Source organism: Pseudomonas sp. xss_2 (assembly GCF_043104195.1).
Taxonomy (GTDB): Bacteria; Pseudomonadota; Gammaproteobacteria; order Pseudomonadales; family Pseudomonadaceae; genus Aquipseudomonas; species Aquipseudomonas urmiensis.
Map to the genome: position 1 here is coordinate 63,071 of NZ_JBICKL010000044.1, position 25,665 is coordinate 88,735.

Here is a 25,665-nt window from a genome sequence, read left to right on the forward strand (position 1 = left end):
TAGGGGGAAATCAGATGGTCAGGGTCCAGTCCAGCACCCAGTAGCCGCGCTCCAGGCCCTTTGCGGGCTTGTCACTGGCATACAGGGCGCGCTGGTAATCGAGGCGCAGGCGGCTTTGCGGCAGGCTGAGTTCGACCCCTGCTGCAGCACCGGCCAAGCGTTGCGAAGCGCTGGCGCGCGCGAAGCGGGTCCAGCCCAGGTCAAGCCCCACGGTGGGGCGCACCTGCACTGAGTGGGTCCAGGCAAGGTCAAGTGGTTGACTGAGGGTATTGCGCCAGACCGCAGCGCTGGCACCGGAGGCGGTGTGCTGGCGGAACCCGCGTACGGCAGAGTCATCACTGAGTTGGAATTGCTCGACCGCTGGCAAGACATCGGCGCTGTATTGTCCGGTCAGCTCGCTTTGCCAGCGCCAAGGCCAATGCCCAGGTCCCTGGCGCAGATGCAACAGGTTGACGCGGTACTTGAGGAAATCAGGTCGCGGCGTCTGCGCTTGTGGCAAGGGGCGATCGGCGCCAAACCAGGCCATTCCCTGGCTCACGCCCAAGTAAGCATTCCACAGGCCACGGTCGATCCAGAGCAGATTGAGCCCCGCCTCCAGCGTGGCCAGGGTCGGGCTCTGCAAGCTAATTACGGTGCTATCGGAGCGGGTGATCAGTTGCTTGCGATCTACTCGGGCGGTGGCGCTGAGTATGCCGCGCTGGTTACGCCACAGCAGCCGTTCGGCGCCAAGGCCAAGGAAACGGCTCTTGCCGTTGCTGACGATGTGGCTTTCTGGTACCGGTGCGCGATAGCTCATCCGGCTGGCGTTGAGGGTAAAAGTCCAGGGCCCGTAGGGAAGGCTGTAGTAGAGGTTGAGCCCGCGGCTCTGACCGGGCGCATTGAATACGGTCGAAGCCATCGACAAGCGCAGGTCGCCGTTCATTCCCAGTGGACTGTCCAGGCCAAGCCCCAGGTTCAGGCGGTGGCGGCCGACCAGCTCGCTGCCACGATTGTCCAGGCGTGTGTCCAAGTGCCAGGGTGAAGTGACTTGGCGAGGTTGCACCACTACCCGGGTTCCACCCTGCAGTTCGCCGGGGAGTAGCTCGATACCTAGATCGTAGGCACGCAATCGATTGAGCTGGTCCAACCCTTGCTCGATATCCGGAAGATGCAGTGGTTTGCCCAGCAGGCCGGGAAAGGCGCCTTGGAGTGATAGCGGCAGCTCGCCGTCAGTCAGCTCGATCGATTCGACGAATCCTTCGATGATGACTATATCCAGCGGTTGCTCATGCTTAGGAGGGCGAGCAAGGTATGGCCGGCTGGTCGGGTAGCCTGCCTCTACATACTGCTGGGTCAGGCCCTTGAGCAGCTGGTTGATGCTGGCGATGCCCATGCAAGGCTGCGACAACGCTTGTACGGTTGGCTGCAACTGGTGGGTTGGAAGTTTTTGATTACCGGTCAGGCGCACACCGGTAATCGACCAGCAGTTGTCTGAGGTGTCGGTGAAAGCGCTCCTGTCATCATGCGAAGTGATCGGTTGCAGGCGTTGCAAACGCTCGAGTTGCTGCAGCTGTTCGCGTTGACGCTGAGCTTGCTGCTGGTCTCGTAGTTGCTGGCTGGCAGGGTCGGCCTGGGTAGGGGCAATCGTCAGCAGCGTAATCGCGCCGCAGGCAAGTAAGCTGCGGGCAATAGGGTGCACCCAGGATGACATTGAAGAACCTCGCAAATGATGTAAGAAAAAAGGAATCCATTTGCGTGAATTCTAAGGATCAAGACATTTGTTTGAATGTGGTTATATGACATCCGCCACGTGGGGTAGCGGATGTTGGCGTGTGGGAAAGTTGGAGAGATGAGAGCGGAGGTAAGTGAAATTAACGCCGCATTAAGTGGGCAGCCTGCCTAGTTGTCCAATTATGTCTAATGACTGCGGGGGATCTACGACGAGTTTCGAGCAAGCTTTGTTAAGTCCCCTAGCTGGGGCCCAATGCTTGGTTTGTAGGATTTATTTCTGGTTAGAAGTGGTCAGTACATATTTAATACGCGCAGCCGCAAAATAACTGCTTAGCCACTGCTCCCATTGCGGGAGCAGCTGAACCAAAGTCTCATTGGTCGGGGTGCGAGTAAGAATAAATAGCGCAGCTTAAGGACGAATCTCGATCATGGTGCCATCCTTGACCATGCTCCACACTTCGCGCATGTCGTCATTACGCATTGCGATGCAGCCCTCGGTCCAATCCAGGGTATGGAAATACCACTCCGGATAGTCTTCGTTGATCGGCGTGCCGTGGATCATGATCATGCTGCCGGCAGCGACACCTTCACGGCGTGCCTTGGCGGCATCGCTGATATTCGGGTAAGAGATGTGCATGGCCAGGTTGAAGCGGTCGCTGACCTTGCGCCAGTCCAGCCAGTAGAAGCCTTCGGGGGTGCGCTTGTCGCCTTCGCGCTCCTTGGCGCCCTTGGGCTGCTTGCCCAGCGAAATGCGGTAAGTCTTGAGCGGCTCGCCACGGCTGATTAGCTGTAGGCGACGTTCGGACTTGATCACCAGTACTTTGTCGATCAGCGGGTGTTCCTGCGCAGGCGCCTGGGTTTGCACCTGCGTCTGGGGTTTGCGAATGATCGTCTCGGTGAAGGCCGCCTGGGACACCGATACAACGCTGAGGCAGAAGAGGGCGAGCAACCAACGCATGAAACGGTATCCCTGCAAACGATTTAAGTGGACGACGAGACGTTCATCGGCGGCAGGTATTCATGGCCTATGGGGAAGTGCTGCCTGATGCGGTCGCGATAGTAGCATTCTAGTGTGCGAGTGACTGTCCGAAAAGCCAGCTCCCCCCAAGGGATTTCCTCCTCCTCAAACAAGCGCACTTCCAGGCTCTCTACCCCCACGGCGAAGTCCAGATCCGCCAGTTGGGCGCGGAAGAACAGGTGCACCTGGTTGATGTGCGGCAAATCGAACAGCTGATACAGGCTCATTTCCCCGACCCGAGCGCAGGCTTCCTCGACCGTTTCGCGACGAGCGGCAGCGTCGGTGGTCTCGCCGTTTTCCATAAAACCGGCCGGTAGGGTCCAGAAACCCCGGCGCGGCTCGATCGCCCGACGGCACAACAGCACCTTGCTCCCCCATATGGGCAGCACACCGGCGACGATATTCGGGTTCTGGTAATGGATGGTCTGGCAATGCTCGCAGACGTAGCGCAAGCGGCTATCGCCTTCGGGTATCCGTTGAATGACCGGTTGGCCGCACGCGCTGCAGAAATTCATGCTTTGCTTCCCTTAAGATCAGCCTATCTTGGCGCGCCTGGGGCATGGGCCGCAAGCCGCCCCCTGGCAGGGCTTGGGTGCCTTGGGGCTTTTGGTGCATCATGCAGGCCAGGCTTTGGAATCGAGAGTGCGTAATGCTGGACGAGCTTCTTCGCCGAATGAGCAACCATATCCCCGCGTCACTGGAGGCGGATCGCCGTTTTCCCGAGGCGGCGGTACTCTTGCCCATCACCCGCAGCGAAGAGCCCGAACTGGTACTGACGCTGCGCGCCCAGGGGCTTTCCACCCATGGTGGGGAAGTGGCTTTTCCGGGGGGGCGGCGCGATCCGGAAGACCCTGACCTGATCTTCACCGCCCTGCGCGAGGCGCAGGAAGAAATCGGCTTGCCGCCAGGCCTGGTCGAGGTGATCGGCCCGCTCAGTCCGCTGATTTCCCTGCATGGCCTGAAGGTGACGCCATTCGTCGGTTTGATCCCCGATTACGTCGAATACCACGCCAATGATGCCGAGATCGCGGCAGTATTCACCGTTCCGCTGGAATTTTTCCGCCAGGACCCGCGTGACCACACCCACCGGATCGATTATCAAGGGCGCAGCTGGTACGTGCCTAGTTATCGCTATGGCGAGTACAAGATCTGGGGGTTGTCGGCGATCATGATCGTCGAGCTGGTCAACCTGCTGTTCGATGCCGGCATCAGCTTGCACAAGCCACCAGAGCGTTTCATCCAGAACTGAGCGGGGTCGACCCCGCCACTCGCCAGACCGTGAGGAGCTATCCATGAAATACCGCTTGGGTGACATGCGGGTAGAGACCCATCCCAGCAGCTGGGCTGCGCCCACTGCCACGCTGATCGGCAAGGTTCGCCTGCAAGCGCGCGCCAGCGTCTGGTTCGGTGCGGTGCTGCGCGGTGACAACGAGCTGATCGACATCGGCGAGGACAGCAATGTCCAGGACGGCACGGTGATGCACACCGACATGGGTTCGCCGCTGACCCTTGGCAAGGGCGTGACCATTGGTCACAACGCCATGCTGCATGGCTGCACCGTGGGCGACTACAGCCTGATCGGTATCAACGCGGTGATCCTCAATGGCGCGAAGATTGGCAAGCACTGCATCATCGGCGCCAATGCGCTGATCCCTGAGGGCAAGGAAATTCCTGACGGCTCGCTGGTGATGGGCTCGCCCGGCAAAGTGGTGCGTGAGCTGACCGATGCGCAGAAGCGTATGCTGGAAGCCAGCGCTGCTCACTACGTGCACAACGCCGAACGTTATGCACGCGACCTGGCCCCGCAGGAGGATTGAGATGAGTGACGCCGAACGCCCCGTGGCTTCGCCCTGCGTCAGTATCTGTGCGCTGGATGAGCAGGACATTTGCACCGGTTGCCAGCGCAGCGTGGCGGAGATTACCCGTTGGGGGCGGATGGATAACGCTGAACGTCGCCAGGTGCTCAAGCTGTGCCATGAGCGGGCGGTGGCGGCGGGGATGATCCTCGGCCTTTGAATTTACCGGTGGCCGTACGGCCTCTTCGCGGGACAAGCCCGCTTCTACAGGATTTACGCTGAGCCTGTAGGAGCGGATTTACCCGCGAAGAGGCTGGCGCTGACTCGAAAATCAAGTAATCTGTGCGGCTTGTCCGACGATTGCCAGCCATGTTCTATCTGATCGCCTATATCAGCAGCGTAGTGCTGATCAACTACGCCTTTTCCAGCGCCCCGCACTTGGACGTGATCTGGTCTGCCTGGGGCGGGCTGGTGTTCATCCTGCGCGACATGGTGCAGACCCGCTATGGTCACGGCGCGCTGCTGGCCATGCTGGCGGCCTTGTTGCTGTCCTACATCACCTCGGAACCGGCCATCGCCCTGGCCAGCGCTACCGCCTTCTTCGTCTCCGAATTGATCGATTGGCTGGTGTTCAGCATCACCCGTCGGCCGCTGCGCGATCGCCTGTGGCTGAGTTCGGCGCTGAGCATTCCCGTCGATACCTTCATTTTCTTCGGCATGATCGGCGCGCTGACACCCGCGGTCGCTGGTACCGCGCTGGCGTCGAAGTTTGCTGGGGTAACGGCGGTGTGGCTGGCGATGACCTGGCGAGCGCGGAAAAACGCCTTGGCAGGCTGACCTGCGGCGCGCCCGCAACCTGATGTAGAATATCGGTCCTTTTTCAGCGGGCAGCGCACAGCCTGACGCAGCCCCGGACGCCTTCGAGGACCTGAAATGACCCGTATCGGAACCCCATTGTCGCCCACCGCGACCCGAGTACTGCTGTGCGGCTGCGGCGAACTGGGTAAAGAGGTGGTGATCGAACTGCAGCGCCTGGGCGTCGAAGTGATCGCCGTGGACCGTTACGCCAATGCCCCAGCCATGCAGGTTGCCCATCGCAGCCACGTCATCAACATGCTCGACGGCGTTGCCCTGCGTGCGGTGATCGAGGCTGAGAAGCCGCATTACATCGTCCCTGAAATCGAAGCCATCGCCACCGCCACCCTGGTCGAGCTTGAGAACGAAGGCTTCAACGTGGTGCCTACCGCCCGCGCTACCCAGCTGACCATGAACCGCGAAGGCATCCGTCGCCTGGCCGCTGAAGAGCTCGATTTGCCGACCTCGCCCTACCACTTCGCCGACACCTTCGAGGACTACGCCAAGGCTGTCACCGATGTCGGCTACCCCTGCGTGGTCAAGCCGGTGATGAGTTCTTCGGGCAAGGGCCAGAGCCTGCTGCGCAGCGACGCTGACCTGCAGAAATCCTGGGACTACGCACAAGAAGGCGGTCGTGCTGGCAAGGGCCGGGTGATCGTTGAAGGCTTTATCGATTTCGAATACGAAATCACCCTGCTTACCGTGCGCCATGTGGGCGGCACTACCTTCCTTGAGCCGGTTGGCCATCGTCAGGAGAAGGGCGACTACCAAGAGTCGTGGCAGCCTCAGGCGATGAGCGCCAAGGCGCTGGCCGAATCGCAGCGGGTGGCCAAGGCGGTTACTGATGCCCTGGGCGGGCGGGGTCTGTTCGGCGTGGAGCTGTTCGTCAAGGGCGATCAGGTGTGGTTCAGCGAAGTCTCGCCGCGTCCGCATGACACCGGCCTGGTGACCCTGATCTCGCAAGACCTGTCGCAGTTCGCCCTGCATGCGCGGGCGATTCTCGGCTTGCCGATTCCGCTGGTGCGCCAGTTCGGCCCATCGGCTTCGGCGGTGATTTTGCCGCAAGGCCAGTCGCAGCAGACCAGCTTCGCCAACCTCGGTGCTGCCTTGAGCGAGCCGGACACCGCCATTCGCCTGTTCGGCAAGCCCGAGATCAACGGCCAACGGCGCATGGGCGTGTGCCTGGCGCGCGATGAGTCGATCGAAGCGGCGCGGGCCAAGGCGACCCGTGCTTCGCAGGCGGTCAAAGTCGAGTTCTAACGTCAATCGCGGGGCAAGCCCGCTCCCACGCAATCCTCATATGGCTGCGTGGGAGCAGAGCAGCGTCGCCAGCCTCGGTGTTGCCTGCCTCATACAGCGTGGGAGCGGGCTTGCCCCGCGATGTTTGCCTGGCTTTAGAGCTCTGCGTTACGCGTCTCTTTCAGGCACAGCACAGCAATCAAGCTGAGCACCGCTGCTGCCGACACGTAGCCTCCCACCCAACTCAAACCGCCCAGGCTCACCAGTTTCTGCGCAAAGAACGGTGCGGCCGACGCTCCGACGATACCGCCCAGGTTGTAGGCTGCCGAGGCGCCGGTATAGCGCACATGCGTCGGGAACAGCTCGGGCAGCAATGCCCCCATCGGCGCGAAGGTCACCCCCATCAAGAACAGCTCGATGGCCAGGAACAGCGCCACGCCCGTGGTCGAGCCCGAGGTCAGCAGCGGCTCCATGGTAAAGCCCGATGCCACCGCCAGCAGACCGCCGGCGATCAACACCGGCTTGCGCCCGTAACGATCGCTGAGCCAGGCCGACAGCGGCGTGGCCAGGGCCATGAACACCACCGCGAAACACAGCAGGCCGAGGAAGGTTTCCCGGCTGTAACCTAGGGTAGAGACGCCGTAGCTGAGCGAGAACACCGTGGAGATGTAGAACAGCGCATAGCACACCACCATCGCCGCAGCGCCAAGCAGGGTCGGCCGCCAGTGCTTGGCGAATAGATCGACTACCGGCATCTTGACCCGTTGGTGCTGGGCCACGGCTTTGGCGAACACTGGGCTCTCTTCAAGCTTGAGGCGCACGTACAGGCCGACCAGCACCAGCGCGGCGCTGAGCAGGAACGGAATCCGCCAGCCCCAGTCACGGAACTGCTCGTCGCTAAGGGTCAGTGCCAGGCTCAGGAACAGGCCGTTGGCGGCCAGGAAGCCGATCGACGGGCCCAGTTGCGGGAACATGCCAAACCAGGCGCGCTTGCCCGGCGGGGCGTTTTCCGTGGCCAGCAACGCCGCGCCACCCCATTCGCCGCCCAGCCCCAGGCCCTGGCCGAAGCGCAGCAGGCAAAGGATGATCGGCGCCCAGACGCCAATACTGTCGTAGCCAGGCAGAATGCCAATTGCTGTGGTCGAAACACCCATCAGCAGCAACGAGGCGACCAGGGTCGACTTGCGCCCGATACGGTCGCCGAAGTGGCCGAACAGCGCCGAGCCCAGTGGCCGGGCAAGGAAGGCAATACCAAAGGTGAGAAAGGCGGCGAGCATTTGCGCAGTGCCCGACCCCGAGGGGAAGAATACCGGGCCGATCACCAGCGCAGCAGCGGTGGCGTATACATAAAAGTCGTAGAACTCGATGGCGGTGCCGATGAAGCTGGCGGTGGCCACCCGCGCGGGCGAGTTGACCGGCGCGGCCGGGGTCGAGTCGGCGAAGGTGCTGCTGGTTGTCATTGCGTAGATCCCTGACAGTCAGATGCTCGCTGGCAAGCCGCACTGTGCCCAGGCAGGCACGGGCGCGCGGGCGCCGGAGCGTATTGTTGTGAGTCGCTCGACTGACGATGGCCCAGGGGATAAGGAGGGGAGCGGGGCTGTTCGGGGTGCTGAAGCAGGACCGCAGGGCTATCAGTGAAGCGGACTGGCCGTGTGACGCCGGGCGCGGGTAGCGGGCGGGACGGCAGGGCTGGGTAAGCGTGACCGGAGTATAGCTATCGGGTCACGGTCCAGACCAGTACCTTGCTGGCACAATTGTCCTCTGTTTCGAGGATTTCCAGGCGATAACGGCCGATTTTCAGGCACACGGCGCTGGCTGGAATGCTCTCCAGCGCTTCGGTGACCAGGCCATTGAGGGTCTTCGGCCCGCCGTCGCAGGGCAAGTGCCAGCCCAGACTACGGTTGAGTTCGCGCAGTGAAGCGGTACCTTCGATGACGAAACGGCCATCGGCCTGGGGGTGGATGTGCGGGTTGTCCAGGCTCTGCTCGTCTTCGAACTCGCCGACGATCTCCTCGAGGATGTCTTCCAGGGTAACGATGCCCAGCACTTCGCCATACTCATCCACCACCACGCCCAGGCGCCGCTGCTGCTTGTGGAAATTCAGCAGCTGCAGTTGCAGGGGGGTGCTTTCGGGGACGAAGTAAGGCTCGTAGCAGGCGCCGTGGAGGGCTTCGAGGGTCAGCTCGGCACGCGGCAGCAAGTGGCTGATCAGCTTGGTGTTGAGGATCGCTTCAACCTGGTTGATGTCGTTGTGGTACACCGGCAGGCGGGTATGCCGGCTGACGATCAGTTGCTCGATGATCTGTTCGATGGGGTCGTCCAGGTTGATGCCATCGACTTCGTTGCGCGGCACCAGGATATCGTTGACGGTGATCTTGTCCAGCGCTTGCAGGCCATCGAGCAGGCCATGGCGGGCCGTCTCGTGCTGCTGGTCATCGTCCTCATGCTGTTCCTGCTCATGCAAGGCAACCGCTGTGGGCTGTGGGCGGAACGGGCGCAGGATCAGCTTGGCCGTGCCGTCGAGCAGGCAGGCCAAGGGCTGTAGCAGGGTCAGCGGCAGTCTGAGCAGGCTGGCACCGAGGCTGACGAAGGCCTGGGGGTTGCGCCGGGCCAGGCGCCGCGGCAGGTACTCGGCCAGTACCAGTAGCGCCAGGCTGGCGGCCAGGCCGCCGAGCCAGAAGCCATGTTCGCCGCTATGGCGTTGGCCAATCAGGCAAGCCAGGCCGAGCACCAGCAGCTTGCCCAGGCTGGCGCCGAACACCAGTGCCTGGGCGGGTAGGTTGGGTTCGCCGGTTTCTGTCCCGCGGGCATGGCCATTGAGTAACTGGCGGGCTGCATCGACCGCGGTAAACAACGCCGCCCACAGCAGTGCCAGGGCCAAGGTACCAAGCAGCGGGGCGAACGGCAGGCTATCCATAGGTGACCGTCAGATGTGCAGGATGAATTCGCGTACCAGCTTGCTGCCGAAGTAGGCCAGCATCAACAGGCAGAAACCGGCCAGGGTCCAGCGAATCGCCTTGTGTCCACGCCAGCCCAGGCGGGTACGCCCCCACAGCAAGACGCTGAACACGATCCAGGCGACGCAGGCGAGCAGGGTCTTGTGCACCAGGTGCTGGGCGAACAGGTTGTCGAGGAACAGCCAGCCGGAGATCAGCGATAGCGATAGCAACGCCCAGCCGGCCCAGAGGAAACCAAACAGCAGGCTTTCCATGGTTTGCAGCGGCGGGAAGTTGCGGATCAGTCCGGACGGGTGCTTGTGCTTGAGCTGGTGGTCTTGCAGTAGCAGCAGCAGGGCTTGGAACACCGCGATGGTGAACAGCCCGTAGGCCAGGATCGACAGCAGGATGTGCGCGAGGATCCCCGGTTCTTCATTGATCAGCGGTACCGTACCGGGTGGCGCGAACTGGGCCAGCAGGGCGGTTATAGCGCCGAGCGGGAACAGCAACACCAGCAGGTTTTCCACGGGTATGCGCAGGCAGGCCAGCAGCGTCAGGCCGATGACGGCCACGGCAATCAGGCTGGAGGCGCTGAAGAAGTCCAGGCTCAGGCCCAGCGGCGTGAGCAGTTGGAAGAACAGCGCGCCGCCTTGGGCGATCACCGCGATGGCACCGAGCAGGCCGAGCAGCCGTTTGTCGGCGCGGGTGCCTTGGGCCAGGCGACTGCCGTGATAGAGCGCGGCGGCGATGTACAGGCCGGCGGCGATCAGATTGGGGATAAGACTGGGTGAAGAGAGCATAAGTCCTGGTAGGCAAGCCCTGAAAGAGAGGGAGTTTGGCATAGAACGCCGCTGCCAAGGAAGTCTGCGGGCAGGCTGGGGCATTGATATCGATCATGCTGGCCTGTTCACGGCTGAGCTCGCTGCGCCAGGGTCCAAGTCGCAGGCCTATTTTGCACACGGCAGGTGCATCCATCCGAGCATGGTGTGCGCCGCGAGCAGTCTTGGTTATAATCGCCGGCTTGCTGTGCCTTGCGCGTGTTCGATTTGCGCCTGGGCGCCTGACAAACCTCGGCTTTGCCAAGCCTGAAAGGATCACCATGTTCGAAAACCTGACCGACCGCCTGTCACAGACGCTGCGCCATGTCACCGGCAAGGCCAAGCTGACTGAAGACAACATCAAGGACACGTTGCGCGAAGTGCGCATGGCGCTGCTGGAAGCCGACGTCGCCCTGCCGGTGGTCAAGGATTTCGTCAACAGCATCAAAGAGCGTGCGGTCGGCACCGAAGTGTCGCGCAGCCTGACCCCAGGCCAGGCGTTCGTGAAGATCGTCCAGGCCGAGCTGGAAAGCCTGATGGGCGCGGCCAACGAAGACCTCGCGCTGAACTCGGCCCCGCCTGCGGTAGTGCTGATGGCCGGTCTGCAGGGTGCGGGTAAGACCACCACTGCCGGCAAGCTGGCGCGCTTCCTTAAAGAGCGCAAGAAAAAGAGCGTCATGGTGGTCTCGGCTGACGTCTACCGTCCGGCGGCTATCAAGCAGCTGGAAACCCTGGCCAACGACATCGGCGTAACCTTCTTCCCGTCCGATATCAGCCAGAAGCCCGTAGCCATCGCTGAAGCGGCAATCCGCGAAGCCAAGCTCAAGTTCATCGACGTGGTCATCGTCGACACCGCCGGCCGTCTGCACATCGACGCCGACATGATGGACGAGATCAAGGACCTGCACGCTGCGGTCAAGCCGATCGAGACCCTGTTCGTGGTCGACGCCATGACCGGTCAGGACGCCGCCAACACCGCCAAGGCCTTTGGTGACGCCCTGCCGCTGACTGGCGTGGTGCTGACCAAGGTCGACGGTGACGCCCGTGGCGGTGCTGCGCTGTCGGTGCGCGCCATCACCGGCAAGCCGATCAAGTTCATCGGTATGGGCGAGAAGAGCGAAGCGCTCGAGCCGTTCCACCCAGACCGGATCGCCTCGCGCATCCTTGGCATGGGTGACGTGCTCAGCCTGATCGAGCAGGCCGAGCAGAACATCGACAAGGCCAAGGCCGACAAGCTGGCCAAGAAGCTCAAGAAGGGCAAGGGCTTCGACCTCGAAGACTTCCGCGACCAGCTGCAGCAAATGAAGAACATGGGCGGCCTGGGCGGCTTGATGGACAAGCTGCCGAGCATCGGCGGGGTCAACCTGTCGCAGATGGGCAACGCGCAGGGCGCGGCCGAGAAGCAGTTTAAGCAAATGGAGGCGATCATCAACTCCATGACGCCGGCCGAGCGCCGCGACCCGGACCTGCTCAGCGGTTCGCGCAAGCGTCGTATCGCTTTGGGCTCCGGCACCCAGGTGCAGGATGTCGGCCGGCTGATCAAGCAGCACAAACAGATGCAGAAGATGATGAAGAAATTCTCTGCCAAGGGCGGCATGGCCAAGATGATGCGCGGCCTTGGCGGCATGATGCCTGGTGGCGGCATGCCCAAGCTGTAAACCCGAATTTGGTCGCCAGTCTAACCGCTGTCGACCGAACCCCGCCTCGGCGGGTACACCGCTGCCTTATATAAAGGCAGCTTAAATCGCGAATCGGCAGGCTGGCCTTTTTTCTCAACGTAAAAAGGCATTTGCAAAAGTCCGGATATTCCTTGAGAATGTGCGGCCTTTCGGGCACCCGTGTGCCCGCTGTGCATTATGATTTGCAGCACCGACTACAGGAACGATGTTCAATGCTTACCATTCGTCTTGCCCGTGGCGGCTCCAAAAAGCGCCCGTTCTACCAACTGACCGTAACCGACTCGCGTAACCCGCGTGACGGCTCCCACATCGAACAGGTTGGCTTCTTCAACCCAATCGCTCGTGGTCAGGAAGTTCGTCTGTCCGTTAAACAAGACCGCGTTGCTCACTGGCTGAGCATCGGCGCACAGCCGTCTGAGCGCGTTGCTCAGCTGCTGAAGGAAGCTGCCAAGGCTGCTGCCTGAACAGTATGAACGCGACGCCAGAAAATGCTGATGACCTGATCGTTGTTGGCAAGATTTTTTCGGTTCACGGCGTTCGCGGCGAGGTGAAGGTGTATTCCTTTACCGATCCGATTGAAAACCTGTTGGATTACCGTAACTGGACGCTTCGGCGCGAAGGGTCGGTCAAGCAGGTCGAGCTGGTCAGTGGCCGTTCCAATAAAAAGGAGCTGGTCGCCAAGCTCAAAGGGCTCGACGATCGTGATGAAGCACGTCTTCTGAGCGGTTATGAGATTTGCATCTCGCGCAGCCTTTTGCCCAACCTGACTGAAGACGAGTACTACTGGTACCAGTTGCAAGGTCTGAAAGTCATCAATCAAGACGAACAGCTGTTCGGCAAGGTTGATCACCTGTTGGAGACCGGCGCGAACGATGTAATGGTGGTCAAGCCTTGCGCAGGCAGCCTGGATGATCGCGAGCGTTTGTTGCCCTATACGGCGCAATGCGTGCTGGCAGTCGACCTGGAAGCAGGCGTGATGCGAGTCGAATGGGACGCGGATTTCTAACTGATGGGTAACCTTCGCGTAGAAGTCATCACGTTGTTCCCCGAGATGTTTTCGGCCATTACTGAGTACGGCATTACCAGCCGCGCGGTGAAGCAGGGCTTGTTGCAAGTCACCTGCTGGAATCCGCGGGACTACACCACTGATCGCCACCATACAGTGGATGATCGGCCGTTTGGCGGTGGTCCGGGCATGGTGATGAAGATCAAGCCTCTGGAAGATGCCTTGGCTAGCGCCAGGCAAGCGACTGGAGCAGCGGCGAAGGTGATCTACCTCTCGCCACAGGGCCGCAAGCTGGATCAGCAGGCGGTTCAAGGCCTGGCCGAACAGGAATCTCTGATCCTGATCGCCGGTCGTTATGAAGGCATTGACGAGCGTTTTATTGAGGCTCATGTCGATGAAGAGTGGTCGATTGGCGACTATGTACTTTCCGGTGGCGAGCTGCCGGCCATGGTCCTGATCGATGCGGTTACGCGGCTGCTGCCCGGAGCTTTAGGGCATGTAGGCTCGGCGGAGGAAGATTCCTTCACCGATGGCTTGCTGGATTGCCCGCACTACACCCGACCTGAGGTGTATGCGGATCAGCGTGTACCCGACGTGTTGCTAAGTGGCAACCATGCACATATCCGGCGTTGGCGGATGAAGCAGTCCCTTGGTAGGACCTTCGAACGACGCGCCGATCTTCTGGAAAGTCGCTCACTTTCTGGAGAAGAGAAGAAGCTGCTCGAGGAATACCTCCGCGAGCGGAACGATAGTTAACGTATCGATGGTGGATCACGTTTTCCACCTTAGGAGCACAGCATGACTAACAAAATCATCCAGCAGCTCGAAGCAGAGCAGATGAGCAAGGAAATCCCGACCTTCGCACCAGGCGACACCGTTGTCGTCCAGGTTAAAGTGAAGGAAGGTGATCGTTCCCGTCTGCAGGCGTTCGAAGGCGTTGTTATCGCCAAGCGCAACCGTGGTCTGAACAGCGCCTTCACCGTGCGCAAGATCTCCAGCGGCGTTGGCGTTGAGCGTACCTTCCAGACCTACAGCCCGCAAATCGACAGCCTGGCCGTGAAACGTCGTGGTGACGTGCGTAAAGCCAAGCTGTACTACCTGCGTGACCTGTCCGGCAAAGCCGCTCGCATCAAAGAAAAACTGTCCTGAGTGCAGTTTGACTGGTGGCTGCGGCCACCATGCGAGAAAAAAAGCAGCCTTCGGGCTGCTTTTTTGCTTTCTGAAACCTTGCCCTTGCGATGTGAAGTAATCATGACCAGCACCCGAGACCAGGAAATCCAGCGCCGCACCGAACTGTCGGTGACCCGCGTGACCAAGGCGGTGTTTCCTAACACCACCAACCATCACAACACCTTGTTCGGCGGTACCGCGCTGGCCTGGATGGACGAAGTGTCGTTCATCGCCGCCACCCGCTTCTGCCGCCTGCCGCTGGTGACCGTGTCCACTGACCGCATCGACTTCAAGCACCCGATTCCGGCGGGCTCGATCGTTGAGTTGGTCGGCACGGTGGTCAAGGTGGGCAATACCAGCTTGCAGGTGCAGGTCGATGTGTTCGTCGAGAACATGTACCTGGATGGTCGTGAGCGGGCGATTCATGGCGTGTTCAGCTTTGTTGCCATCGATGAAGACAAGCGGCCAGTGCCGGTTTTGGCTGAGGCCTGATAAGTGTTGTTGGCTGTACTGGCCCTACTACGCCAGTCTGGTCGGCCTGAGTCGCCTGCATCGCGGGGCTAGCCCGCTCCCACGCTGGAGTGTTTTCTCGGCGAGTGTGGCAGCGGGCTTGCCCTGCGATAGGGCCAGTACAGACAACACATCACCGCCTGTGAAACACTGAACGCACTTTCATATCCAGCGATTGCGCATGCCCGCCCTCGACCATCCTCTGATCGATCAATTCCTCGACGCCCTGTGGCTGGAAAAAGGCCTATCCGATAACACTCGCGTGTCCTATCGCAGTGACTTGGCCCTGTTCAACGGCTGGCTGCAGGAGCACGGCGTAGCACTGCCGGACGCAGGCCGCGAGCTGATCCTCGATCACCTGGCCTGGCGTCTCGAGCAAGGTTATAAACCCCGCTCAACTGCACGGTTTATCTCTGGCCTGCGTGGCTTCTTTCGTTATTTGTTGCGGGAAAAGCTGATCGCTGTAGACCCGACCCTACAAATCGACATGCCGCAATTGGGTAAGCCGTTGCCCAAATCGCTGTCGGAAGCTGACGTCGAAGCCTTACTGCAAGCCCCCGACCTGAGCGAGGCCATCGGCCAGCGTGATCGCGCCATGCTCGAAGTGCTCTACGCCTGTGGCCTGCGGGTGACCGAGCTGGTCAGCTTGACCCTCGATCAAGTCAACCTGCGCCAGGGGGTATTGCGGGTCATGGGCAAGGGCAGCAAGGAGCGTCTGGTACCCATGGGCGAGGAGGCGGTGCTGTGGTTGGAGCGCTACTTGCGCCAGGCCCGCGCCGAGTTGCTCAAAGAGCGCCCCAGCGATGTCCTGTTCCCCAGCCAGCGTGGCGAGCAGATGACCCGCCAGACCTTCTGGCACCGGATCAAGCACCAGGCCCAGGTCGCTGGCATCGACAAGTCACTGTCACCGCATACCTTGCGCCACGCCTTCGCCACCCATCTGCTCAACCACGGCGCCGATCTGCGCGTAGTGCAGATGTTGCTCGGCCACAGCGATCTCTCCACCACGCAGATCTACACCCATGTGGCCAAGGCTCGACTGCAGCAGCTGCACGCACAGCACCATCCGCGTGGATGAATGATTTTCATGTTCCGCCGACCGGCACGTGAGGACTCATCCAGCCGCAGCTTGATGTGGTAGGCTTGAGCGGTTTGCACCAAGGGCCGCCCGGTTGCCGCGATTTTTCCCGCAGGCGACGTCCTGCGGCCCCGTCCGTCTTCAGGAGTACCCCATGCGCGTGACCCAGATTTTCGCCGCCGCCGCTTTGGCGCTGGCCAGCACCTTTGCCGCCGCCGCAGCCACCGATGCCAACGCCGGTGCCGAGCAGGCGATCCGCAAGACCTTGCAAACCCTTGAGTTGGAAGTGCCGGTCGAAAGCGTCGCCAGCAGCCCGCTCAATGGCCTGTATGAAGTCAAGCTGCAGGGCGGTCGGGTGCTGTACGCCAGCGCTGACGGCCAGTTCGTGATGCAGGGCTACCTGTTCCAGATCCAGGACGGCAAGCCGGTCAACCTGACTGAAAAAACTGAACGTCAGGGCATCGCCAAGCTCATCAACGGCATTCCAGCGGGCGAGATGGTGGTTTATCCTGCCAAGGGCGAAACCAAGTCGCACATCACCGTGTTCACCGACACCACCTGCCCGTATTGCCACAAGCTGCACGCTGAAGTGCCGGAGCTCAACCGTCGTGGTATCGAAGTGCGCTACGTCGCCTTCCCGCGTCAGGGCCTGGGCTCGCCAGGTGACGAGCAGTTGCAGGCAGTGTGGTGCTCCAGCGATCGTCGCGCGGCGATGGACAAGATGGTCGAAGGCAAGGAAATCAAAGCCGCCAAGTGCGCCAACCCGGTCGGCAAGCAGTTCCATCTGGGCCAGTCGATCGGTGTCAATGGCACGCCGGCCATCGTCCTGGAAAGCGGCCAGGTGATTCCGGGCTATCAACCCGCTCCGCAAGTGGCCAAGCTGGCCTTGGCACCAAGCAAGTAATCCAATTCAGTACGCCGTCGTCATGGGGTGACGGCATGTTTCACGGTCGGCACAGCGCCGGCCGTTCAATGGGGAGTTCACAGTGAAACCGGTCAAAGTAGGCATCTGTGGGTTGGGGACCGTCGGTGGCGGAACCTTCAATGTACTTCAGCGCAACGCCGAGGAGATTGCCCGCCGTGCCGGGCGCGGTATTGAAGTTGCACAGATTGCCATGCGCTCGCAGAACCCGAACTGCCAGATTACCGGTACCCCCATTACCGCTGATGTGTTCGAGGTCGCGAGCAACCCAGAGATTGATATCGTCATCGAGCTGATCGGTGGCTACACCATTGCCCGTGACCTGGTTCTGAAGGCCATCGAGAACGGCAAGCACGTGGTGACTGCCAACAAGGCGCTGATCGCCGTGCACGGCAACGAGATCTTTGCCAAGGCCCGCGAGAAGGGCGTCATCGTCGCCTTCGAAGCGGCTGTCGCTGGTGGTATCCCGGTGATCAAGGCGATCCGTGAAGGTCTTTCGGCCAACCGCATCAACTGGCTGGCCGGGATCATCAATGGCACTGGTAACTTCATCCTCACCGAGATGCGCGACAAGGGCCGTACCTTCCCTGACGTGCTCGCCGAAGCGCAGGCCTTGGGTTATGCCGAAGCCGACCCGACTTTCGATGTCGAAGGCATCGATGCGGCGCATAAGCTGACCATCCTGGCCTCGATTGCCTTTGGCATCCCGCTGCAGTTCGACAAGGCCTACACCGAGGGCATCACCCAGCTGACCACTGCCGATGTCAACTACGCCGAAGCGCTGGGCTACCGCATCAAGCACCTGGGCGTGGCGCGCAGCACCGACGCTGGTATCGAGCTGCGCGTGCATCCGACGCTGATCCCTAGCGACCGCCTGATTGCCAACGTCAACGGCGTGATGAACGCGGTGATGGTCAATGGCGATGCCGCGGGTTCCACCCTGTACTACGGCGCTGGCGCCGGGATGGAGCCGACGGCCTCGTCGGTCGTCGCTGACCTGGTCGACGTGGTCCGGGCGATGACCTCCGATCCGGAGAATCGCGTACCGCACCTGGCCTTCCAGCCAGACTCGCTGTCGGCCCATCCGATCCTGCCGATCGAAGCCTGCGAAAGCGCCTACTACCTGCGCATTCAGGCCAAGGATCATCCGGGCGTACTGGCCCAGGTGGCGAGCATCCTCTCGGAGCGCGGCATCAACATCGAGTCGATCATGCAGAAGGAAGCCGAGGAACAGGACGGTCTGGTGCCGATGATCCTGGTCACTCACCGTGTGGTCGAAAAACGCATCAACGACGCCATCCTCGCCCTGGAATCGCTGCAGGATGTGATCGGCAAGGTCGTGCGTATCCGCGTCGAACAGCTCAACTAATTTCGCCAGCGGGCCGCCTGCGCGGCCCGGGCCCCAGCATTAAAGGTTTGCCCCTATGCGCTATATCAGTACTCGCGGCCAGGCCCCGGCCCTGAACTTCGAAGACGTCCTGCTCGCAGGGCTTGCCAGCGATGGCGGCCTGTATGTGCCGGAGAACCTGCCACGCTTCACCCAGGAAGAAATCGCCTCGTGGGCTGGCCTGCCGTACCACGAGCTGGCCTTCCGCGTCATGCGCCCGTTCGTTGCCGTCAGCATCGCCGATGCTGACTTCAAGAAGATCCTCGAAGAAACCTACGGCGCGTTCTCCCACGCCGCTGTGGCACCGCTGCGCCAGCTCAACAGCAACGAGTGGGTCATGGAGCTGTTCCACGGTCCGACCCTGGCGTTCAAGGACTTCGCCCTGCAACTGCTCGGTCGCCTGCTCGATCACGTATTGGCCAAGCGCGGCGAGCGTGTGGTGATCGTCGGCGCCACCAGTGGTGACACTGGTTCTGCGGCCATTGAAGGCTGCCGTCGTTGCGACAACGTCGACATCTTCATCCTGCATCCACACCAGCGCGTGTCGGAAGTGCAGCGCCGGCAGATGACCACCATCTTCGGTGACAACATCCACAACATCGCCATCGAAGGCAACTTCGACGACTGCCAGGAAATGGTCAAGGCCAGCTTCGCCGACCAGTCGTTCCTCAAAGGCACGCGTCTGGTTGCTGTCAACTCGATCAACTGGGCGCGGATCATGGCCCAGATCGTCTACTACTTCCACGCAGCCTTGCAGCTGGGTGGCCCGGCGCGTTCGGTGGCGTTCTCGGTTCCGACCGGCAACTTCGGCGACATCTTCGCCGGTTACCTGGCGCGCAACATGGGCCTGCCGATCAGCCAGCTGGTCGTGGCGACCAACCGCAACGACATCCTGCACCGCTTCATGAGCGGCAACCAGTATGTCAAAGAGACCCTGCACGCAACCTTGTCGCCGTCGATGGACATCATGGTCTCGTCCAACTTCGAGCGCCTGCTGTTCGATCTGCACGGTCGCAATGGCGCGGCGATTGCCGAGCTGATGGCCAACTTCAAGCAAGGTGGCGGTTTCAGCGTCGATGAAGATCGTTGGACTGAAGCGCGCAAGTTGTTCGACTCGCTGGCCGTCAGCGACGAGCAAACCTGCGAGACCATCGCCGAAGTCTTCGCCAGCACCGGCGAAGTGCTCGATCCGCACACGGCGATTGGCGTCAAGGCCGCCCGTGAGTGCCGCCGTAGCCTCGACACGCCGATGGTAGTGCTGGGTACCGCGCATCCGGTCAAGTTCCCGGAAGCGGTGGAGAAGGCCGGCGTTGGCAAGGCGCTGGAGCTGCCGGCACACCTGAGCGATCTGTTCGGCCGCGAAGAGCGCTGCACGGTGTTGGCCAATGACCTGAAGGCAGTACAGGCGTTCGTTAGCCAGCACGGTAATCGCGGTAAGCCGCTGTAATCGATCTGCGTGCGTGTGAAGAGCCCGTCCTGTGACGGGCTCTTTTGTTTTAGGGAATTGTTCCCCCCAACTTTAAGTAATTTCCTATTTCACCCATACAACGTGTTTCCTAGAGTTGCCGATACATCAAGCCGGGCGTGTGCCGCCCAGGAGCGCTTCATGAATCGGCTCAACGTCCTGATCTACCAGGAACGTCCCTCCCAGCAAATTACCCTGCATCAGGCTCTCAATGCCCAGGGAGTATTCAATGTGCGCCTGGCCGAAGACCTGCCGGCCGCCAAAGCCTGTTTGGCGAGCGAACCGTTGTTCGATCTGCTGATCCTCGACCATGCCATGCCTGAGACTGCTGGCAAACGCATACTCAATCATCTGTGTAGCGCGCACGGGGTAAGGGCGATCTTGATTGTCGGCGAACCTTGCGCAAGCCGGGTGGATCTTGCGCGCGAAGCCCGTCAACGCGGTTTGTGGGTGCTGGCTGAGCTCTCTTGGCCAATCGCGATGCCAGGGCTTGAACAGGCGCTAAAGCGCCTCAGCGGCCGCGCCCCAGTTGTCGCCTGGGAAGGTTTTAAAACTGTCATGTTGCACGCGCATGCTCAGTGAAACAGGCCTGTAGCTGCGAACTTTGCGCAGCGTCCGAGGGTCAGTACCGATATGTCCCAAAACAAAGCGAGTACGCCGGATGGAAAGAATCTGCAGACTGCTCAATGATGCCCTGACTCCCTACACGGCCCAACTCGGCGCAGTTGACGCCAATGCAAACCGGCAATTGACCGTGCACGACAGCCACGGCAGCGTAACCTTGCAACGCATGGTCAGCCAGCGACAACTGCAGGAGCAAAGCCTGTTGATCGATCTGGTAGATGGCTTGCACCGCGACCTGCAGATCGCCGAAGGACGCCTGCAGCCGTGCGTCATTGCAGCGCTGCAGCATCAGCAACATATTCATGGAACCTTCGCCTGAGCGATCCGTCAGACACAGTAATGGCAGCCCAGCGGCGCTTTGCTCCGGTGTCGTCAGGTTGTCACGGGAAGTTCGCGAGGACTTTCGATTAGCCCCGGTCGTCTTCCCCAGCGACCGGGGTTTCTTTTTGTCGTTATCAAGGCTGCGGCGTGGCGTTTGGCAGGGGTTGCTCGGTGAGCTGTCGAGCCTGTTGCAGATACCCCTCGCGTAAATCCGGGTCGAGCCAATGGGCGTAGAGCTGGGGCAGGGTGTCGCGGCGCAGTGCGGGGAGCAGTTGGTCGATATGAGCAATCGCTTCACGCCCCAGTGGTGTGTTGGAACATGCGACATGCAGGAACTGATAGGGGTTTACCCCCTGGATCGGATAGAACAGGTAATCGTCCAGCCTGCCACCTTGCTGTTGAATCAGATAGCGAACTTCAGGCCAATAGCCCAGGACCAATTGCAAACGCCCTAGTTGCTGCATCTGCAACAAGCTCGCCGTGGCGTCGTTGCCGTAATGGCGACTGAAGGCGCTATCGGGCAACTGGCGCAGGATGTCATCGACCTGTGCGCTGTAGCTGCGCTCGGCGACGATACCCAGCTTGAGCCGGGTTTCTGCCAGCAATTGCTTGAGATCGACTTGCTGTGCATCGAGGAAAGGTTCGATCACGGCCTGGTCTCGTTTACGCACCACCACACCGCTGCTCAACACGCCCAGTGTGGGCTTGGAAAACAGCGCATATTTCGCCCGTTCTGGCGTCCATAACAGCGTGGGATCGCAGGTAAAGCTGGGTTCTTGAAGCATCTGGATGCCGCGTGCGCGATTGACCCGCACGATGCTGTGGTCGTATTCGGGCATCTGCTCGATCAACATAGGCAGCATGCGGTCGATCACCCCCTGGCCCTTCTCCGGGCCTTCGAAGATGGTGAACGGCGGCAAGTCGCGCACCAGCCAGAGCAGGCGCTCCTTGGCCTCAGCGACCACAGGCAGCAGAGCGCAGAGCAGGATCAGGGTACGAAGCAGACGGCTGGCGCGCATGGGCATGGCGAGCGGCGCGGGGTCAGACCGCACCGGCCTCACGCAAGCGGGCGATCGCCGCAGCGTCGTAGCCAAGGCGAGTCAGCAGCGCGTCAGTGTGTTCCCCAAGGGCAGGTCCTACCCATTCAGTAGAGCCTGGGGTATCGGAGAGCTTGGGCACGATGCCAGGCATCTTGAAGGGTTTGCCGTCCGGCAGTCGACCTTGCAGGAACATCTCCCGCGCGAGAAATTGCGGGTCGCTGAACATGTCTTCGGCGGAGTAGATGCGGCTGGCAGGCACCTGGGCGTCGTTGAGGGTCTGCATCACCTGGTCCAGCGCCAGGCCATTGACCCAGCGATCGATCACCCCATACAGCTCGTCCCGGCGCAGGTCGCGGCCATCGTTGCTGGCGAGGCTGGGGTCATTGGCCAGGTCGTCACGGCCGATGGCCTGCATCAAACGCTTGAAGATGGCATCGCCGTTGGCGCCGATCTGCACATGCTTACCGTCGGCGCTGGTGTGGATACAGGAAGGCGTGATCCCCGGCATGATGTTGCCGGTGCGCTCGCGAATGAAGCCGAACACGTCGAACTCCGGGACCATGCTCTCCATCATGGCGAAAATGGCTTCATACAGGGCGACATCCACCACCTGGCCCTCACCGCCGTTCACCTCCCGGTGACGCAAGGCCATCAAGGCGCCGATCACCCCCCACAACGCGGCAATCGAGTCGCCGATGGAAATCCCGGTGCGCACCGGCGGGCGGTCCTCGAAGCCCGTGATATAGCGCAGCCCGCCCATCGATTCACCTACCGCGCCAAAGCCTGGCTGGTCTTTCATCGGCCCGGTCTGGCCGAAGCCCGACAGGCGCACCATGACCAAGCGCGGATTGAGCGCATGCAACACATCCCAACCCAAGCCGAGCTTTTCCAGTACCCCCGGGCGGAAGTTCTCGATCAGGATGTCCGCCTCGGCCAGCAGGCGCTTGAGAATCTCGCGTCCTTGCTCATGCTTGAGGTTGAGGGTCAGCGACTGCTTGTTGCGCGCCTGCACGAACCACCACAGCGAGGTGCCCTCGTAAAGCTTGCGCCACTTGCGCAGCGGGTCGCCGCCGTCGGGGGACTCGACCTTGATCACCTCGGCGCCGAACTCGGCGCAGATGCGCGAAGCGAACGGGCCAGCGATCAGGGTGCCAAGCTCGATGACTTTAAGACCTGCGAGGGGTTTGCTGGGCGTGGGCATGGGGCATCCGTGGCAACAGGGCAGAGCGGTGGTTTTATCATAGGTCGCCAGCGGCAGATACTGCTGCGACGCAAGCAAGCCTGGATCAGTTAGACTGTGCGACTTTTCTCTTGCAAGAAGCCCGCTGCCCATGGCCCAGCCGTCCACCACCTACAAATTCGAACTGAACCTGACCGACCTCGATCGCGGCGTGTACGAAAGCGTCAAGCAGACCATCGCCCGTCACCCTTCGGAAACCGAGGAGCGCATGGCCGTTCGTCTGTTGGCCTACGCGCTTTGGTACAACGAGAACCTGTCGTTTGGCCGCGGATTGTCGGACGTTGATGAGCCTGCCCTGTGGGAAAAGAGCCTCGACGACCGCGTGCTGCACTGGATCGAAGTCGGCCAGCCTGACGCTGACCGCCTGACCTGGTGCTCGCGCCGGACCGAGCGCACCAGCCTGTTGGCCTATGGCAGCCTGCGGGTCTGGGAGACCAAGGTGGTTGGCGCGGTCAAGAATCTGAAGAACCTGCACATCGCTGCGGTACCGCAAGAGGTGCTGGAGGTCCTGGCCAAGGACATGCCGCGCAGCATCAAGTGGGACGTGATGATCAGTGAAGGCACGGTGTTCGTCACTGACGACCGTGGCCAGCACGAAGTGCAGCTGCAGTGGCTGCTCGGCGAGCGCGGCTGATTTCAACCCTTATTGATTGCTGAAGGCCCCATGCGTATCGAACCTCGCCCCCTGCCGCCGACCCTGCCGTTTCTTGGCAGCCTGCCCCCTTTGCTGACCCGCCTGTACGCCGCCCGTGGCGTGCAGTCCGAGGCTGAGCTGGACAAGAGCCTGGCGCGCTTGCTGCCGTTTGCTCAGCTCAAGGGCATCGACGCGGCGGTGGATCTGCTGGTCGAGGCGCTGGATCAGCGTCAGCGCATCCTGATCGTCGGCGACTTCGACGCCGACGGTGCTACGGCCAGTACCGTCGGCGTGCTGGGTTTGCGTCTGCTGGGCGCAGCGCATGTCGACTACCTGGTGCCCAACCGCTTCGAGTATGGCTATGGCCTGACCCCGGAAATTGTCGAGGTGGCGCTGCAGCGTCAGCCGCACCTGCTGGTGACCGTGGATAACGGCATTTCCAGTGTCGAGGGCGTGGCGGCAGCCAAGGCAGCCGGGCTCAAGGTGCTGGTCACAGACCACCACTTGCCAGGTCCGCAACTGCCGGATGCTGATGCCATCGTCAACCCGAACCAACCGGGCTGCGCCTTCCCCAGCAAGGCGCTGGCCGGGGTGGGGGTGATTTTCTACGTGCTGATGGCCCTACGCGCGCGCCTGCGTAGCCTTGGCCGCTACGACAGCCAGCCGCAGCCGAACATTGGCGAACTGCTCGATCTAGTCGCCTTGGGTAGCGTGGCTGACGTGGTGCCGCTGGATGCCAACAACCGCATCCTGGTCCATCAAGGCCTGGAGCGCATTCGGGCTGGGCGCGCGCGTGCGGGGCTCAAGGCTATTCTTGAGGTGGCTCGACGGGATCATCAGCGCATCACTTCCACTGACCTGGGCTTCATCCTCGGCCCACGATTGAATGCTGCTGGGCGTCTGGATGACATGAGTCTGGGCATCGAATGCCTGCTCTGCGAAGACCCGGCGTTGGCGCGTGATATGGCCGAACAGCTCGATGGCCTGAACCAGGATCGTAAGTCCATCGAGCAGGGCATGCAGCGTGAGGCGCTGGCTCAGCTCAAGGATTTGCCGGTCGAGTCCATGCCCTATGGCTTGTGCTTGTTCGATGCCGATTGGCACCAGGGGGTGATCGGCATTCTCGCCTCGCGTCTGAAAGAGCGTTATCACCGGCCGACCATTGCCTTCGCCGATGCGGGCGAGGGCATGCTCAAGGGCTCGGCGCGATCAGTGCCGGGTTTTCACATTCGTGATGCGTTGGATGCGGTGGCGGCGCGGCATCCGCAATTGATCAGCAAGTTTGGCGGGCATGCCATGGCGGCGGGTTTATCGCTGCCAGCGGAGAACTTTCCGGCGTTTGCCGAGGCGTTCGATCAAGAGACGCGGCGGCAGTTGAGCGAGGATGATCTGACTGGGCGGTTGTTGTCCGATGGCACCTTGGCGGTCGAGGAGTTTCACCTTGATCTGGCGCGGGCGCTACGCAATGCCGGGCCTTGGGGGCAGCACTTTCCTGAGCCGCTGTTCCACGGGGTGTTCCAGTTGGTCGAGCAGCGGGTGGTGGGGGAGCGGCATTTGAAGGTGGTGCTCAAGAGCGAATGTGGGGCGGTCAGGTTGGATGGGATCGCGTTTGGGATTGATCGGGAGGTTTGGCCGAATCCTACCGTGCGCTGGGTGGAGTTGGCTTATAAGCTGGATGTGAATGAGTTTCGCGGGAATGAAAGTGTGCAGTTGATGATTGCGCACATTGAGGCTCGCTGATTGCTGATTTGCTCTGGGTTGGTTTGCGGGGTTGGGTGCTTATCCATGCGCGATGGTGACATTTAGGCACCTTTCCGCCCTTACGGCGGGTCACTTTTGGTCGTGGCCAAAAGTAACCAAAAGCCGTGCGCTCCACCATCCGGCCCTACGCTGCGCTACGGGTCCCTTCGCGCCGGCGCCTTCCGGGCCCGCGCGGCCTACGATTTGCTGCGCAAATCTACATCTCGCGCCTTCGGCTGCGCCGAAGGGTGCTAACGCACCTGGCCCTCCAGGCACCTCTGCTCAGCCTCCTGAAGTCGCGAATCTGCGGCGCCTGGAATTGCGTGCATGAAGATCAAGAGCAGGCGAATCGCTGCGCTCTCGCAGAAGCCAAAGCCAATGCCAGGTTTGAAATTTTCTTTTGTGTTGTTTGTTCCGGCCTCTTCGCGGGGCAAGCCCGCTCCCACAGATACCGCGCCGCTCTTGGTTGGCGCTGCC

27 protein-coding genes are annotated in these 25,665 nt (G+C 61.3%); 19 read left to right on the plus strand and 8 right to left on the minus strand.

Going from position 1 to position 25,665, the window contains the following annotated elements:
- Positions 1-10 precede the first annotated feature (10 nt).
- The 3 genes from ACF8K2_RS07560 to ACF8K2_RS07570 form a co-directional block, all read right to left on the minus strand.
- Complete coding sequence (locus tag ACF8K2_RS07560; protein WP_392464155.1) at positions 11-1,690, minus strand: ShlB/FhaC/HecB family hemolysin secretion/activation protein; 1,680 nt, start codon at positions 1,688-1,690, stop codon at positions 11-13.
- A gap of 429 nt (positions 1,691-2,119) precedes the next feature.
- Positions 2,120-2,668, minus strand: coding sequence for a murein L,D-transpeptidase family protein (locus ACF8K2_RS07565; protein WP_392464157.1), 549 nt, complete (start codon positions 2,666-2,668; stop codon positions 2,120-2,122).
- Positions 2,669-2,691: 23 nt separating this feature from the next.
- Positions 2,692-3,243 carry an NUDIX hydrolase gene (locus ACF8K2_RS07570; protein ID WP_392464158.1) on the minus strand — a complete coding sequence of 184 codons (552 nt, stop codon included), beginning with the start codon at positions 3,241-3,243 and terminating at the stop codon, positions 2,692-2,694.
- Positions 3,244-3,377: 134 nt separating this feature from the next.
- Here ACF8K2_RS07570 and ACF8K2_RS07575 point away from each other — a divergent pair, with 134 nt between their 5' ends.
- The 5 genes from ACF8K2_RS07575 to purT all read left to right on the plus strand — a co-directional run bounded on the left by ACF8K2_RS07575 (position 3,378) and on the right by purT (position 6,639).
- Positions 3,378-3,977 carry a CoA pyrophosphatase gene (locus ACF8K2_RS07575; RefSeq protein ID WP_186556379.1) on the plus strand — a complete coding sequence of 200 codons (600 nt, stop codon included), beginning with the start codon at positions 3,378-3,380 and terminating at the stop codon, positions 3,975-3,977.
- A 43-nt stretch (positions 3,978-4,020) separates the two neighbouring features.
- Positions 4,021-4,545, plus strand: a complete 525-nt coding sequence (locus ACF8K2_RS07580) for a gamma carbonic anhydrase family protein (RefSeq protein ID WP_186556378.1) — start codon at positions 4,021-4,023, stop codon at positions 4,543-4,545.
- Between the two features lies 1 nt (position 4,546).
- Positions 4,547-4,744 (plus strand): DUF1289 domain-containing protein, encoded by a 198-nt coding sequence (locus tag ACF8K2_RS07585; RefSeq protein WP_186556377.1) that lies wholly within the window; start codon positions 4,547-4,549, stop codon positions 4,742-4,744.
- Positions 4,745-4,893: 149 nt separating this feature from the next.
- Positions 4,894-5,361, plus strand: coding sequence for a VUT family protein (locus ACF8K2_RS07590; protein WP_186556376.1), 468 nt, complete (start codon positions 4,894-4,896; stop codon positions 5,359-5,361).
- 96 nt (positions 5,362-5,457) lie between these two features.
- Positions 5,458-6,639, plus strand: coding sequence for a formate-dependent phosphoribosylglycinamide formyltransferase (gene purT, locus ACF8K2_RS07595; RefSeq protein WP_392464160.1), 1,182 nt, complete (start codon positions 5,458-5,460; stop codon positions 6,637-6,639).
- A gap of 134 nt (positions 6,640-6,773) precedes the next feature.
- Here purT and ACF8K2_RS07600 read toward each other — a convergent pair whose 3' ends face one another.
- From ACF8K2_RS07600 to ACF8K2_RS07610, 3 genes are all read right to left on the minus strand, one after another.
- Positions 6,774-8,078 (minus strand): MFS transporter, encoded by a 1,305-nt coding sequence (locus tag ACF8K2_RS07600; protein ID WP_392464161.1) that lies wholly within the window; start codon positions 8,076-8,078, stop codon positions 6,774-6,776.
- 254 nt (positions 8,079-8,332) lie between these two features.
- Positions 8,333-9,535, minus strand: coding sequence for a transporter associated domain-containing protein (locus tag ACF8K2_RS07605; protein WP_392464163.1), 1,203 nt, complete (start codon positions 9,533-9,535; stop codon positions 8,333-8,335).
- Positions 9,536-9,544: 9 nt separating this feature from the next.
- Entirely contained in the window at positions 9,545-10,354 is an 810-nt protein-coding gene (locus ACF8K2_RS07610) for an inner membrane protein YpjD (protein ID WP_186556372.1), read from the minus strand.
- 299 nt (positions 10,355-10,653) lie between these two features.
- On the opposite strand from ACF8K2_RS07610, the gene ffh reads away from it, so the two are divergent.
- From ffh to ACF8K2_RS07670, 12 genes are all read left to right on the plus strand, one after another.
- Positions 10,654-12,030, plus strand: coding sequence for a signal recognition particle protein (gene ffh, locus ACF8K2_RS07615; protein ID WP_392464164.1), 1,377 nt, complete (start codon positions 10,654-10,656; stop codon positions 12,028-12,030).
- Positions 12,031-12,263: 233 nt separating this feature from the next.
- Positions 12,264-12,515 (plus strand): 30S ribosomal protein S16, encoded by a 252-nt coding sequence (gene rpsP / locus ACF8K2_RS07620; protein ID WP_016501232.1) that lies wholly within the window; start codon positions 12,264-12,266, stop codon positions 12,513-12,515.
- A 5-nt stretch (positions 12,516-12,520) separates the two neighbouring features.
- Complete coding sequence (gene rimM, locus ACF8K2_RS07625; RefSeq protein WP_264237054.1) at positions 12,521-13,057, plus strand: ribosome maturation factor RimM; 537 nt, start codon at positions 12,521-12,523, stop codon at positions 13,055-13,057.
- 3 nt (positions 13,058-13,060) lie between these two features.
- Positions 13,061-13,813: a tRNA (guanosine(37)-N1)-methyltransferase TrmD gene (gene trmD / locus ACF8K2_RS07630; protein WP_186556369.1), complete on the plus strand. Its 753-nt coding sequence runs from the start codon at positions 13,061-13,063 to the stop codon at positions 13,811-13,813.
- A gap of 42 nt (positions 13,814-13,855) precedes the next feature.
- The gene (rplS, locus tag ACF8K2_RS07635; RefSeq protein WP_011535315.1) at positions 13,856-14,206 is read left to right on the plus strand and encodes a 50S ribosomal protein L19; all 351 of its coding nucleotides are present in this window, start codon (positions 13,856-13,858) and stop codon (positions 14,204-14,206) included.
- A 102-nt stretch (positions 14,207-14,308) separates the two neighbouring features.
- Entirely contained in the window at positions 14,309-14,719 is a 411-nt protein-coding gene (locus tag ACF8K2_RS07640) for an acyl-CoA thioesterase (protein ID WP_186556368.1), read from the plus strand.
- A gap of 199 nt (positions 14,720-14,918) precedes the next feature.
- The gene (gene xerD / locus ACF8K2_RS07645) at positions 14,919-15,815 is read left to right on the plus strand and encodes a site-specific tyrosine recombinase XerD (protein WP_312152215.1); all 897 of its coding nucleotides are present in this window, start codon (positions 14,919-14,921) and stop codon (positions 15,813-15,815) included.
- Positions 15,816-15,969: 154 nt separating this feature from the next.
- A complete protein-coding gene (locus tag ACF8K2_RS07650; protein ID WP_392464167.1) occupies positions 15,970-16,719 on the plus strand; it encodes a DsbC family protein in 750 nt (249 codons plus the stop codon).
- Between the two features lie 82 nt (positions 16,720-16,801).
- Positions 16,802-18,106 (plus strand): homoserine dehydrogenase, encoded by a 1,305-nt coding sequence (locus ACF8K2_RS07655; RefSeq protein WP_392464168.1) that lies wholly within the window; start codon positions 16,802-16,804, stop codon positions 18,104-18,106.
- A gap of 55 nt (positions 18,107-18,161) precedes the next feature.
- A complete protein-coding gene (gene thrC / locus ACF8K2_RS07660; protein ID WP_392464169.1) occupies positions 18,162-19,571 on the plus strand; it encodes a threonine synthase in 1,410 nt (469 codons plus the stop codon).
- Between the two features lie 159 nt (positions 19,572-19,730).
- The gene (locus ACF8K2_RS07665) at positions 19,731-20,171 is read left to right on the plus strand and encodes a response regulator (RefSeq protein WP_392464178.1); all 441 of its coding nucleotides are present in this window, start codon (positions 19,731-19,733) and stop codon (positions 20,169-20,171) included.
- Between the two features lie 79 nt (positions 20,172-20,250).
- The gene (locus tag ACF8K2_RS07670) at positions 20,251-20,532 is read left to right on the plus strand and encodes a DUF3509 domain-containing protein (RefSeq protein WP_186556362.1); all 282 of its coding nucleotides are present in this window, start codon (positions 20,251-20,253) and stop codon (positions 20,530-20,532) included.
- A gap of 136 nt (positions 20,533-20,668) precedes the next feature.
- On the opposite strand, the gene ACF8K2_RS07675 is transcribed toward ACF8K2_RS07670, so the two are convergent.
- Together ACF8K2_RS07675 and ACF8K2_RS07680 are read right to left on the minus strand one after the other, a co-directional pair.
- Entirely contained in the window at positions 20,669-21,553 is an 885-nt protein-coding gene (locus tag ACF8K2_RS07675) for a TIGR02285 family protein (protein WP_392464171.1), read from the minus strand.
- 22 nt (positions 21,554-21,575) lie between these two features.
- Positions 21,576-22,775, minus strand: a complete 1,200-nt coding sequence (locus tag ACF8K2_RS07680) for a CaiB/BaiF CoA transferase family protein (protein ID WP_392464173.1) — start codon at positions 22,773-22,775, stop codon at positions 21,576-21,578.
- 130 nt (positions 22,776-22,905) lie between these two features.
- Between ACF8K2_RS07680 and ACF8K2_RS07685 the strand changes: the two genes are divergently transcribed.
- Positions 22,906-23,448, plus strand: a complete 543-nt coding sequence (locus ACF8K2_RS07685; protein ID WP_186556359.1) for a YaeQ family protein — start codon at positions 22,906-22,908, stop codon at positions 23,446-23,448.
- 30 nt (positions 23,449-23,478) lie between these two features.
- A complete protein-coding gene (gene recJ / locus ACF8K2_RS07690; protein ID WP_186556358.1) occupies positions 23,479-25,188 on the plus strand; it encodes a single-stranded-DNA-specific exonuclease RecJ in 1,710 nt (569 codons plus the stop codon).
- The last annotated feature ends 477 nt before the right edge of the window (positions 25,189-25,665 follow it).